Annotated in this window: 16 protein-coding genes; 2 read left to right on the top strand and 14 right to left on the bottom strand. The window is 33.3% G+C overall.

Annotated elements, in window-relative coordinates:
* Positions 1-65: 65 nt before the first annotated feature.
* From RBG61_RS01260 to RBG61_RS01235, 6 genes are all read right to left on the bottom strand, one after another.
* Positions 66-1,727 (bottom strand): AMP-binding protein, encoded by a 1,662-nt coding sequence (locus RBG61_RS01260; protein WP_307944890.1) that lies wholly within the window; start codon positions 1,725-1,727, stop codon positions 66-68.
* A 41-nt stretch (positions 1,728-1,768) separates the two neighbouring features.
* Positions 1,769-2,320, bottom strand: a complete 552-nt coding sequence (locus tag RBG61_RS01255) for a helix-turn-helix domain-containing protein (RefSeq protein ID WP_307944887.1) — start codon at positions 2,318-2,320, stop codon at positions 1,769-1,771.
* Between the two features lie 354 nt (positions 2,321-2,674).
* Positions 2,675-3,847 (bottom strand): NAD(P)-dependent malic enzyme, encoded by a 1,173-nt coding sequence (locus tag RBG61_RS01250; protein ID WP_307944884.1) that lies wholly within the window; start codon positions 3,845-3,847, stop codon positions 2,675-2,677.
* Between the two features lie 69 nt (positions 3,848-3,916).
* Positions 3,917-4,954, bottom strand: a complete 1,038-nt coding sequence (mutY, locus tag RBG61_RS01245; RefSeq protein WP_307944881.1) for an A/G-specific adenine glycosylase — start codon at positions 4,952-4,954, stop codon at positions 3,917-3,919.
* 8 nt (positions 4,955-4,962) lie between these two features.
* Complete coding sequence (locus RBG61_RS01240; protein WP_307944879.1) at positions 4,963-5,460, bottom strand: DNA-deoxyinosine glycosylase; 498 nt, start codon at positions 5,458-5,460, stop codon at positions 4,963-4,965.
* Between the two features lie 10 nt (positions 5,461-5,470).
* Positions 5,471-5,854 (bottom strand): nuclear transport factor 2 family protein, encoded by a 384-nt coding sequence (locus tag RBG61_RS01235; protein ID WP_307944878.1) that lies wholly within the window; start codon positions 5,852-5,854, stop codon positions 5,471-5,473.
* Positions 5,855-6,006: 152 nt separating this feature from the next.
* Here RBG61_RS01235 and RBG61_RS01230 point away from each other — a divergent pair, with 152 nt between their 5' ends.
* Positions 6,007-6,246 (top strand): heavy-metal-associated domain-containing protein, encoded by a 240-nt coding sequence (locus RBG61_RS01230; RefSeq protein ID WP_307944876.1) that lies wholly within the window; start codon positions 6,007-6,009, stop codon positions 6,244-6,246.
* 11 nt (positions 6,247-6,257) lie between these two features.
* Complete coding sequence (locus RBG61_RS01225; protein WP_307944875.1) at positions 6,258-6,392, top strand: hypothetical protein; 135 nt, start codon at positions 6,258-6,260, stop codon at positions 6,390-6,392.
* A gap of 66 nt (positions 6,393-6,458) precedes the next feature.
* On the opposite strand, the gene RBG61_RS01220 is transcribed toward RBG61_RS01225, so the two are convergent.
* The 8 genes from RBG61_RS01220 to RBG61_RS01185 form a co-directional block, all read right to left on the bottom strand.
* Positions 6,459-7,259, bottom strand: a complete 801-nt coding sequence (locus RBG61_RS01220; protein WP_307944873.1) for an RnfABCDGE type electron transport complex subunit B — start codon at positions 7,257-7,259, stop codon at positions 6,459-6,461.
* A gap of 33 nt (positions 7,260-7,292) precedes the next feature.
* A complete protein-coding gene (locus RBG61_RS01215; RefSeq protein WP_307944871.1) occupies positions 7,293-7,895 on the bottom strand; it encodes an electron transport complex protein RnfA in 603 nt (200 codons plus the stop codon).
* Entirely contained in the window at positions 7,895-8,560 is a 666-nt protein-coding gene (rsxE, locus tag RBG61_RS01210) for an electron transport complex subunit RsxE (RefSeq protein ID WP_307944868.1), read from the bottom strand. Before rsxE ends, RBG61_RS01215 begins: the two co-directional genes overlap by 1 nt.
* A 1-nt stretch (position 8,561) precedes the next feature.
* Positions 8,562-9,107, bottom strand: coding sequence for an RnfABCDGE type electron transport complex subunit G (locus RBG61_RS01205; protein WP_307944866.1), 546 nt, complete (start codon positions 9,105-9,107; stop codon positions 8,562-8,564).
* Positions 9,108-10,034: an RnfABCDGE type electron transport complex subunit D gene (locus tag RBG61_RS01200; RefSeq protein ID WP_307944863.1), complete on the bottom strand. Its 927-nt coding sequence runs from the start codon at positions 10,032-10,034 to the stop codon at positions 9,108-9,110.
* A gap of 15 nt (positions 10,035-10,049) precedes the next feature.
* The gene (rsxC, locus tag RBG61_RS01195) at positions 10,050-11,354 is read right to left on the bottom strand and encodes an electron transport complex subunit RsxC (RefSeq protein WP_307944860.1); all 1,305 of its coding nucleotides are present in this window, start codon (positions 11,352-11,354) and stop codon (positions 10,050-10,052) included.
* A 32-nt stretch (positions 11,355-11,386) separates the two neighbouring features.
* Entirely contained in the window at positions 11,387-11,920 is a 534-nt protein-coding gene (locus tag RBG61_RS01190) for a Gx transporter family protein (RefSeq protein ID WP_307944859.1), read from the bottom strand.
* 190 nt (positions 11,921-12,110) lie between these two features.
* On the bottom strand, positions 12,111-13,142 hold the full coding sequence (locus RBG61_RS01185) for an FAD:protein FMN transferase (RefSeq protein WP_307944856.1): 1,032 nt from the start codon (positions 13,140-13,142) through the stop codon (positions 12,111-12,113).
* Positions 13,143-13,198 lie beyond the last annotated feature (56 nt).

Raw genomic sequence — 13,198 nt, 5'->3', positions numbered from 1 at the left:
CACACATCGACGAATGTGTGTCCATTGTTAGTCATTTATCGGCAAGATTCGCCTAAAATTTATATTTATTGATGATCTTTATTACGAATTTCAGCTCGTTTAATTTTTCCACCTAATGTTTTAGGCAACTCGTCTACAAAATCAATAATTCTAGGATATTTATAAGGAGCCGTTACGTGCTTAACGTGATCTTGTAGTTCTTTTTTTAATGCATCATTACCTATATAACCCTTAGCCAATACAATAGTTGCTTTTACTACTTGACCTCTTACAGGATCTGGTGCCGCAGTAATTGCACATTCTACTACAGATTTATGTTCAAGCAATGCACTTTCAACCTCAAAAGGTCCAATGCGATATCCGGAACACTTAATTACATCATCATTGCGTCCAACAAACCAATAGTAACCGTTACTGTCACGCCACGCTACATCTCCGGTATCGTAGTATTTACCGCCAAGATTTTTCTTTGTCATTTCCTCATCATGAAAATATCCAGTAAAAAGACCTGTAGGCATTTTTTTATCAATATCCATAACAACGATAGTACCCTCATCACCATCTTCACAAAGATTTCCTTCTGAATCTATCAGCTGAATATTATATAATGGTGAAGGCTTACCTGTTGATCCCGGAATTGGATCAAACCATTGGAAATTTGCCAGCATAACTGAAGATTCACTTTGTCCAAATCCCTCACAAAGTTTTAGACCGGTTAAGTCGTACCACTTTTTAAAAACCTCGGGATTTAACGGTTCACCCGCAATACAGCAATGCTTGATGCAGCTTAAATCAAATTGAGTTACATCCTCTTGCAACATAAAGCGAAACATTGTTGGCGGAGCGCAAAAAGTGGTAACTTGATATTTTGTAATTTTTTGCAGTAAATGAAGTGGTACAAATTTATCCATATCATAAGCAAAAATAACAGCGCCACAAATCCATTGTCCATAAATTTTGCCCCAACCGAATTTTGCCCATCCGGAATCAGATACACTCATATGCAACTTATTTTCTTGTACTTGCTGCCAATATTTCGCTGTAACGATATGTCCTAATGGATATGAAAAATTATGGCGAACCATCTTAGGCATACCTGTAGTTCCTGAAGTAAAATACACAAGCATAATATCGTCCCATTTTGTGGCATCTTCGCCCGTTGGTCGATTAAAAATATCTGAAAAATTTTGTATTTCATCATCAAAGTTCATCCATCCATCACGATGGTCATCAACCATAATCTTATTTTTAAGTGTGGTACATTCAGGTAAAGCTTCTTCTACTTGAGAAATAACAAAATCGTCGTTTACACAAATTACGGTGCAAATGCCAGCTGCATTTGCTCGATAGGCAATATCTTTCTTCGTTAATTGTAAAGAACCAGGAATTAATGTTGCACCAATTTTATGTAGTGCGGTAGCACAAATCCAATATTCCCAACGTCTACGCAAAATCAGCATAACAACGGAACCTTTTTTAATTCCAATACTTTTAAAATAATTTGCAGCTTTATTTGAAAGTAATTTAATATCATAAAATGTAAAAATTTTCTCATGATCATGATCATCACACCAAACAAGTGCTTTTTTGTTCTTGTCTTGGTCTGCCCAAGCATCAACTATATCAAAACCAAAATTAAAGTTTTCGGGTACATTAACAGCATAGTTTTGCTTAAAATCCTCGTAAGAATCAAAATCAATACGAGGTAGAAATCTATTTAATAACATATTAGTTCTCCTTAAATACAAGTATCAAAATATGAAGTGTGTTATTCGGCAATAACAGTTAGAAAACGAGCTTTTTCAGTTCCAACGCATCTTTGACCATGTAAATGAGTTGGATTAAAATAAATAGAATCACCAGCAGATAATATGAATTCTTTATTGTCAAATTCAACTGCAATTTGACCTTCCAAAACCATATTAAATTCTTGACCAGCATGAGAAACTAATGCTGCCGGTTCGTCAGATGGATCAAGTGTAACTAAAAGGGGTTGCATTACCTTATGACTATAGCGGAAAGCTAAATCTTCAAAGCGATAGCCAGGATATCTGCTAACACTCCTTCCTTCACCACGTTTTACTATGTGGTAAGTATCAAGTTTTGCTCTGGTTCCGGTTACGATTTCTGTAAAATCTACGCCGAACTTGTTTGCGATTTCGTAAATCACGCTAATTGGGATGTTTTCACCGTTTTCTTCATATTCTTGATAGACTCGTAAATTAAGTCCTAAATCTTGAGCTAATTGTTTCTGAGTAAATCCGCAAGCATCTCTTAGTTCTCTAATTCTTGCAGCAATCTCGTTTAGTTCTTGTTTCATTAATTATCCAACCTTTCGATGTAAAACTATATATAGGTAATACTAATCCTCATTTAAAATAGCAATCATTTTTTAAAAATGTTACAGATAATTTAAACGGTATTAGTATTGTTTTTTGGATTTAAGCGATAGTCACTATTTCTTTTGTAAAGAAATAGAATAGAAGTTACATTATTTAACTCTAAATGCAAATTGTAATTACAATAAAATTAAATATATACTTATACCATATATATCACCAATATATATTTTTAATTGTAGCATAAACGCAATATAAAATACAACACAAATAAAAAAGAACCTAGTTAAAAAAATAACTAGGTTCTTTTTTAAATTTGTATATAATTACAAAAGTTAAATGCGAGCTACACCAGATTTACGAGCTGCATCTGCAATAGCAGTAGCTACTACTTGAGCTACGTTTCGATCTAATGCACTTGGAATGATATTTTCTACCGATAAATCATCGTTTTTTATGTATGAAGCAATAGCATATGCAGCAGCTATTTTCATATCATTGTTAATATCGCTTGCTCGAACATCTAAAACACCTCTGAAAATTCCAGGGAATGCAAGAACATTGTTTATTTGATTTGGAAAATCACTTCTACCTGTACCAACTATAAATGCACCTGCTTGTTTTGCAACATCAGGCATTATTTCAGGTGTTGGGTTTGCCATTGCAAAGATAATAGGTTTATCTGCCATAGAATGAATCATCTGTTCGGTTACCAAGTTTGGTCTTGATACACCAACAAAAACATCGGCATTTATTAAAGCGTCTGCTAATAAGCCTTTTACATTGTGCTTATTGGTTATTTCAGCAATGTCTTTATGAGATTCGTTTAAAAATTCACCACCACGATATAGAATACCATCTTTGTCGCACATTATTAGATTACCGATATTCAAAGCGAGTAGTAATTTTGCAATTGCAATTCCTGCAGCTCCTGCACCGTTAATTACAATGGTAACTTCTTCAGGTTTTTTGTTTGCCAATTTCAAACTATTAATTATTGCAGCGCCTACTACAATAGCTGTACCATGTTGATCATCATGAAATACCGGAATATCTAATACTTTTTTTAACTTGTGTTCAATTTCAAAACACCTTGGTGCTGCAATATCTTCTAAGTTAATCCCACCAAAGCTTTTAGAAATATTCTTTATGGTATTTACTATTTCATCCGTATCTTTTGTATCTATGCAAAGTGGAATGGCATCTACATCAGCAAATGCTTTGAATAATGCACATTTACCTTCCATTACAGGCATACCGGCTTCGGGGCCAATATCGCCTAAACCTAAAACAGCTGTACCGTCTGTGACAACTGCAACTAAATTTCCACGACGAGTTAATTCGTAAGATAAATTTTTATCTTTCTCTATTTCTAAACAAGGTTGTGCAACACCAGGGGTATAGGCTAAAGCTAAATCTTCTCTTGTGTTAACGTCGGCTCTACAGATAACCTCAATTTTACCTTTCCATTCATAGTGTTTTTTAAGCGATTCGCTTGCATAATCCATATTGAAACATCCTTTCCAAAGTAACATATTTTTTATTTTACCATACCCTAAAGCATATTACCAGTGCGTTTATTTTAATAGCTTCTTGAATGCTGTAGGCAATGCATAATCTTGACTTAATTGTTGAATAGTAACCCATTCAAATAGATTTATATTTTCAACATCATAGGTTTCAATATAGTATGCATTCATATGCCATTCTATATGAGTAAAAATATGCTTTGCATTCGATTGAGAACGGATTGAAAGTGGTGTAATCCCCCATTCCTTAAGTTGCGTTTCAATTTGCTGCATAGTTAGCTTTTTATTAACATTAGGTAACTCCCATAAATCAAACAATACTCCTTTTTGTATTCTCTTTCTAATTCCAATTTTATCATGATATTGAATGATTAGCACTGTCAAGTTTTCTACTTTACGGGCATTTTTCTTACTCTTAATTGGTATTTTTAGTTGTATACCCCTTTGATTTGCATTACAAATCTCATTGAGTGGGCAAATATCACACTTAGGTGCACCATTAGGAATACATATTATTGCACCTAATTCCATTAAAGCTTGATTAAACCCACTTACATCTTCAGGCAGCATCTCCTGTATTTTTTGTTGCATTTCCTGTTTTACTTTTAATTCACTAATATTTTTCTTACTGCCTAACACTCGTGAAATTACACGCAATACATTGCCATCTACTGCTGGAACGGGTAAATGAAATGCAATGGACGCTATTGCCCCAGCTGTATATGGCCCAATTCCGGGTAATTCACAAAGCTTATCATATTGAGCAGGTAATTCTCCATTATATTGCTCAACTATAATTTGGGCAGCCTTTTTTAAATTGCGTGCACGATTATAGTATCCTAAGCCTTCCCATAATTTCATCAGTTTTTCATCGTCAACGCAAGCAAGAGATTTCACATCGGATAATGACTCAATGAAACGTATAAAATATGGTTTCACTGCTTCTACTCTTGTTTGCTGCAACATAATTTCTGAGATCCAAACGTAATATGGCATTGGATTATCACGCCAAGGCAGTATTCTTGCATTTTGATAATACCATTTTAACAATGGATTTGATATTTGCTTTAACGTATTTGTATTCATAAAATTCCTTATATTAAATAGTTTAAAATAACACCATATGCTTCAGTTAATGTTTCAATCGTACAGTTTTTACAATTTGCAGGGCTTGTTGATGGAAGATAAACAGATGGCATATTAGTATCATGTAAACACAGTTTTTGATATAATTGCGTTGCCTTTTTCCCAGTTGTAAAGATTGCTTTTATTTTTGCTTCTTTTCTGATTTGATTGATATCATTTGCGGCAGGATTGCGAATACTATTATCATCAGCGCCGGTAATTTCACACGATTGTAATACATCCCATAAAGCAATATGATTGTTATTTAGCATTTCTATCTTTTGCTCAGTCGTATTTGGTATCGGTTCATTCAATATAGTGGAAAGAACTCTCCAAAAGCGATTTTGCGGATGAGAGTAATAAAAACCAATTTCTCTTGATTTAGGAGACGGCATTGTTCCTAGTATCAACACTTTAGATTGAGATGTATAGATAGGTTCCAACGTATGTGTTACAAGTTCATTCATAGTCTTACCTCTATTCTATAATTGGTTTAGCTATATTTAAATTTTTTCTCCATTGTGGAGGTTCACCATTATCACTCCAATATTCACTTATTTCTATAATAGAATCGTCTTTAAATTGAAAAAATGATGTTGCGTAAAAAGAAGTCCCATCTTCTTTTGATGTAACTAATACAACGCTAATTACCAAATCGCCTATTTCTTCTAATCGTTGAACTTCTATTTCCCAATTTCCAGGATAAACGCTATTAGCCGTAATAAAATTGTTTATCGTAAATTTTTCATTTGTGTTATGCCAATAGATGACTGCATTATCATCAAAATAGTCTTTTATTACATTCCAGTTTTGAATTGATATGTTATTCCATAAATCTTTTACTCTATTTTTATAACTCATATTACTATTCCTTCTTATGTGTAGCTTTATTATAAAATGTATAGATGTGAAAATCAATGCTTACATTTGCATATATAATTATTATCTACAAACACTATTTTTAAATAATAATAACAAATAAAATTATAAATATCAAATAAAAGGAGGTTACTATGTCAAAAGAAAGTGCTTATTTTACATTAAAGAGTATTGATGGAAAAAGAGATTTAAAGGAGCTAAAAAAAGAATTGAATAAATATCCTGGCGTAATTTCAGTAAGTGTTAATCCTGTTAAAAATACCTTAGCAGTGGATTATGACACTACAGGCGTTTATCAACCGCAAATTCAAGAGAGAATCGAAAAATTAGGATATGAAATCTGTTCATCATCAACTGAAACACATATTATGTAAGGGGGATAAAAATGCCAAAAGATAGTCAACCAGATAACAAAAAAGCCCGAATGGAAAAATGCAACGGACAAACTCCAATAACGAAAGAAAACCAAAACCATAATAAAAATGCTAAAAAACATTCTATTAAGAATAACGATGTTTAAAAAGATAAATCAAATATTGATTACTACAGCTATAAAGAAAGCCCACCTTATCGGTGGGCTTTCGATTTATTGAGATATGACGTTAATACATTTCATTGGACAAACATTTACGCATTCCATGCAATTTGTACATTTTTCATAATCAATACTTGCAAGATTATTCGTCACTGTAATTGCTCCGGAAGGACAGGTTTTTTCACATTTTTTACAACCTATACAACCGTGTGCGCAATTATTGATAGTCGCTTTACCATTATTACAGCTAGAGCAACGAACAAAGACCTTTTTATCATGTCGTTTCATTTGAATTAAATGTTTAGGACAAGTAGCGACACATAGCGTACATCCTACACATAAATCGGTATTTACTACAGCGATTTCATCTACAATGCTGATTGCACCTTCAGGACATTTCTTTACACAATCTCCAAATCCGATACAACCATAATCGCATTTGCCTTTTCCTTGATAAAACATATTACAAGCAACGCAAGTTTTTTCGCCATCATAAATAAAGTTATCTTCTGTTGCATCAGGAACTTGTCCACCACAACGAACAGTTGCTTCCATTTCAATAACATCCACATAATCTTTACCTAAAATAGCGCTAATCTTTTTTGAAGCTTTATCTCCGCCAGGAACACATCTGTTTGTTGGAGCATCATTGTTTACTAAATTATTTGCATAGTTTTCACATCCGGAAAAACCGCAAACGCCACAATTCAAGCCTGGTAATGCTTCAAGAATCTTCTCGGTTCTTTCATCTGTTTCTACAGCGAAAATCTTTGAAAAGATAGATAAAGCGATACCTGCTACTAAGCCTAATCCAATAAAGATTGCTACTGGAATTAGTATATTATAAAGCATTTTCTTATCCTCCTATATTATGGCAAACTGATATTATTTGAATATTGCATTTGCCATGTTTTCAACAATTCCGCCAAATCCGCTAAAAGAAACCGATACAATTGAAGCTGCTATTAATGTAGCAGGAATTCCCTTGAATGCTTTCGGTAAATCAGAAGCTTCAATACGTTCTCTTACACCTGCAAAAATAACAAGTGCTAATGCGAAGCCAAGACCACCACCAAGCGCATTCACTATTGATTGACCAAAGGTAAGCTCTTTATCGATATTTAATATTGTTACACCTAATACAGCACAGTTGGTTGTAATTAAAGGCAAGTATACACCCAATGCATTATATAAAGATTTCGCATATTTCTTAAGAATAATTTCAACTAGCTGAACAAATAGCGCGATAATTAATATAAATGCAATTGTTTTTAAATATTGTAAATCATATCGTTCAAGCAAATATTTGTAAACTGGGAATGTTAAAGCCGTTGCCATAACCATTACAAAAGTTACCGCAGCGCTCATGCCGACTGCAGAACTCATTTTTTTGGAAACGCCAATAAATGGACAAATACCCATAAATTTAGCAAGCACAAAGTTTTCAACAAGAATCGCACTCAATAAAATGATAAACATATCTTTCATTATTTGCACGCTCCTTTCTCAACACCTGCACAAGCCACTGAATTTGGGCAATTGCCACAGCCGATTTTTTTAGAAGATATTTTATAATGAGTTAGTATATTGACCACGGCTATTACTACACCAAACACAAAGAATCCACCAGCTGAAGACGTAAAGAATTTAATTGGTTGATACCATTCGCCAATAGAGTTGCCAAAATAAGTTCCGCTTCCTAATAGCTCACGGATAGAGCCGATAATAAATAGAGCTAATGTAAACCCAATTCCCATTCCTAGTCCATCTAAAAATGATGCGAAAACTTTATTTTTGCTTGCAAACATCTCTGCTCTACCAAGAATGATACAGTTTACTGTGATTAATGGTAAGTAGATTCCTAATGCATCATATAGATTTGGAACAAACTTTTGCAAGATAAAAGAAACAAAAGTAACAAAACCTGCAATAATGATAATATAGCTTGGTAATCGAACTTGTTTTGGAACGACATTCTTAACCATAGAAATGACAACGTTTGAACAAATTAACACAAAAGTAGCAGCTAGTCCCATGCCTATGCTGTTTTGTGCTAAAGTGGTAACAGCTAATGTAGGACATGTACCAAGCAACATAACAAGTACAGGGTTTTCTTTAATAATACCGTTTGCAAACACTTTCCAATTGCTCATATTATAAATCCCCCTTTACTTTATTAAATACTTCAAAAGCTTTATTAACAGCCTTAGTAAATGCATTTGAAGAAATAGTTGCACCTGCAATTCCTTCTATTTCCCCGCCGTCCTTTGTAAGTTTCACTTCTGCTTTTTTACCAAGATATTTATCAAGGAATGGTTTTTCTGATATTTTAGTACCAAGTCCCGGTGTTTCTTGAGACTCCAATACCTTAGCACCGGTAACTGCTCCATCTTTATCTAGTCCTATCAGCACTTTCATCTCTCCACCGTAGCCTTTAGTAACTACATGAATTGCGCAGCCAGCACCGCCTTCATCATTATAAATTCCTAATACGGAAGCATCTTCCAATGCAAAATCAAAATATTTTAGTTTTGTACCCTTTGGCAATACTTCTTTTATATTTTTATCCAGCTCTTCTTGACTTAGCCCTTTGCCAAGTTCGCCAATCCCCGCTGCGTTGTAAGTGAATGCTAGTATACCACTTATAATAGCTGCAATAATGATAAGTACAAGGGTTGGTTTAATAATTTCTTTATACATTTATTTCGCACCCCTTACTACACCAACTGGTCTTACTTTTGTATATCTATCAATTAAGGGAGTTACTAAGTTCATTAACAAAATAGCGTAAGAAACACCTTCCGGATAAGAACCAAATACTCGAATAACTGATGTAATTAAGCCACATCCAACAGCAAAGATAATTTTACCTTTAAAAGTAGATGGTGAAGTTGAATAATCGGTTGCCATAAATATTGCACCAATCATCAAACCACCAGCAAAAATATGGTTAACAGGATTTTCACCCATTACCCAAGTTAAAACGAAAACAGTACCAATAAAAGTAATCGGTATAATTGGGTTAATTACTTTACGTATTACTAAGTAAACACCGCCAATTAACAACGCAAGCGCACTAACTTCACCAATACAGCCGGGAACATTTCCTAAGAACAAGTCCAAAGTATTAGCTGAGTTAATATTAACTAAAGGAGTTGCATTTGCAATAGCATCTACTCCTGCTTTGTAGCCAAATGGTTGCGCCCATGTTGTCATGTATGTTGAAAAAGATACTAACAAAATAATTCGAGCAGCGATTGCTGGATTAGCAAAATTTTGACCAATTCCACCAAACATTTGCTTTACAATTACAATTGCAAAGAAGGAGCCTAAAATAGCTACCCAAATAGGAATAGCTGGTGGTAAATTAAATGCTAATAAAATACCCGTTACAGCAGCACTTAAATCAGAAATCGTGTTGCTTCTTTTCATTAACTTACGAGTTAAATACTCGAATCCTACACATGAAGCAACGCATACTAATGTAATGATTAATGCACGAGGTCCAAAAAAGAATATACCTGCGATTAATGCAGGAAATAAAGCAATGATAACATCAAACATTATATTAGACGTTGAGTTTTTACTTAATATGTGTGGGGATGGTGATACAACTAATTTATTCACTTATTTCATCCTTTTCTATTTATTTCTAACCAATGCTTTTGCTAATTGGTTCTTTTGTGCTAAATGTCGCTTTGCAGGACAAATATATGTGCAGCAACCGCAGTTGATACAAAGTGAAATGTGTAGCTCGTTCAATAATTCCACATTTTTATTATCGTAGGCTTTTTCAAGTTTAGCCGGCATTAGTTTTAACGGGCAAACTGCAATACATTTGCCACAACGAATACATGCTGTTGTAGGAGGAGCAATAGAAGCTTCTTTTGATAGAACGATAATAGCGTTATTATTTTTTATTATTGGTGTTAAGGTATCATTTACTGTAATACCCATCATAGGTCCGCCCATAAGAACTTTTCCGTATTCTTCTTTGATGTTGCAATATTCTAATACTGTTTGAATATCAATACCGATTGGAACACGTAAATTTTTCGGATTTGAAACAAAATCGCCATCAACAGTGATGCGTTTAGATACTAAAGGCATTCCTGTTTTCATATAGCTTCCGATAAAGCCAACGGTAGAAATATTTAATACAATTACGCCATGATCAGCTGGCAATTTACCCTCTTCAACAACGATACCACATGTTGCATAGATAATTGATTTTTCTGCTCCTTGTGGGTAAATTGTTTTTAATCTTACGATTTTCACATCAGAACTATCATGAAAAGCTTTATTTAATACTTGAACTGCTTCCGGTTTATTATCTTCAACGCCAATATAGATATTTTCAATATTTAAGTGTTTTTTAACAAGATTTATGCCTTCAACAATGTTTTGAGTGCTTTCTAAACATTCACGATAATCAGCAGTAATATATGGTTCACATTCTGCAGCATTAATTACAAGATTCTTAACACTATCAATATCCTTGTAAGCTAGCTTTATAAAAGTTGGGAAACCAGCTCCGCCTAAACCTACTAATCCGGATTCTTTAACAGCAGTAATAAATTCATCTTTATTATTAGCAGTTGGTACTTTAATTTCAGGATCAACGGTTTGTTGCCCATCAGTTTCAATTACCACCGACTTACAGCTTACGCCCATTGGTGTGTTAAAATCCTCTATTGCCTTCACTACGCCTGAACAGCTTGCATGAATAGGAACAGAGAAATACTCTGGACTTTCACCTATTTTTTGTCCAACATACACTTGATCTCCGACTTTTACAAGTGGGCTACACGGAGCACCCATATGCTGTATCATAGGAATTTTTACCTTGCTTGGAATTGGAATTGTTTCAGTCTCATTATCTTTTGATTTTTTACAATGAGAAACCAATGCGCCATGCAAAGATTTTTTACTTTTAATGATTGGCATATTAACCTCCTATTTTTCGATTAACTTTGTATTTATTTGGTGAAAACTTTTATTCTACGCATTGCAGGAAGCGTAGCTTTTAAAACAATTCCTGTTATAATTCCCATTACAACACCAGAAACAATCAATATTGGTGAATAATAAAAAACAGTAGTTGTTTTTAAAAGAATGCTTGCAACACATAATTGCGCCAAATTGTGAGCAATAGCTGCACACATACTTATAATTATATACGAAATGTTAATTTTTTTCAACATTAATATAACAATCATAACAATGATAGATAATAATCCTCCACTGAAACTTAATATAAATGCTGTTGCACCCCTTGTTATAAAAACAAAGAGTCCTTTCAACCCTAAAATAACAAAAGCATATTTTTTTCCTAAGTAAAAAAGCACATACATTGTTACGATATTTGATAAACCGATTTTTACGCCTGGTGGAAGCATTGGAATTGGAGGTATTAAAGATTCCACAACCATAAGAACCACAGTTAACGCAAACAATAGTGCTAATTGCGTTAACTGCAAAATATTTCTTTCTCTCGTTTTATTTTTATCCACTGATTGACCACCTTAGATTATTGCATCTCTATTGCAATTTAATAAAGCTTGTCCGTATGATTTGAATTTGAGATTTACAATCGTACTTTATTGTATAACCTAAAGTATATACCTTTCTATATAAATTGAAAAGAGGTATTGCGTGATTTGTTTTCCCGTTATATGTAATTTTGCAATAATAATATTGCAATTACTTTGATTCACTTAACTTATAATTTGAATTTGTAAGTTCAAAACTATCCTTTAAATTGTCCGAAACATAGACGTTCTTTTCTTTATCGATAATAATAACACTAAACTCAGACTGATTTAAATATTGTTTCATTTGCTTTTTCCCTGATATAAAAACAGTAGTTGACAAGAAATCGGCTAATCCTCCATTCTCACTCACAACTGTAGCAGATAAGAGATCACTTTCTGCAGGATATCCTGTTTTCGAATCTAAAATATGATGATATACTTTTCCATCTTGTTCAAAAAAACGTTCATATGCTCCAGAAGTAGCAACAATCTTGTCTTTCACTTTTAGTTTACCAACCATATCGTTAGAAGATCCTTTTGGATCACGTATTCCAAGAGTAAATAAAGTATTGTCCGGTTTTGTATGATAAGCATAGATATTGCCGCCAATAGAAATCAACGCAGAAGAAATATTCAGCTTATCATACTCACTTTTTATTAGGTCATTAATATATCCTTTTGCTATACCACCTAAATCAATTGCCATTCCTTTTTCTTTTAACATAACAGTTTGAGATTTTGAGTCAAGCTTGATATTACGATAATCTATTAAAGGCAACAATTCATTAATCTGATCTTGTGTTGGTACTTTAGGATTTTGTGATGTTATGCCCCACAATTTCGTTATTGGTGCAATTGTTATATCAAAAACACCATTTGAACGTTCACAATATTTTTGGGTAGTTTGTATTAAATCAAATGTATAGCTATTAACCTTTACAGGTGTCAAACCAGCATTTTGATTGATTTTACTAATATAAGACTCAGGAATATACATAGATAATTCCTTTTCCATTTCTTTCAAACAATTGTTTACGTTTAAAATTGCTTTATCTCTGTTCTTACCATAAACTTTTTGCGTTACAACAGTATTCATAACGAAAATTTCACCATTTGATGCAGTTTTGGTTTGACTAGAACAAGAAATTAACATTTGTGACAAAGTCAATACCGCCAATAAACATAGTACTATTCTTTTCATTTAGTATCCTTTTACAATAAAAAAGTTTTATAATGAGTTAAAACATTTATACAAAT

Source organism: Paludicola sp. MB14-C6, assembly GCF_030908625.1.
Taxonomy (GTDB): Bacteria; Bacillota; Clostridia; order Oscillospirales; family Ruminococcaceae; genus Paludihabitans.
This window is presented reverse-complemented; position numbering and strand designations above follow the sequence as displayed.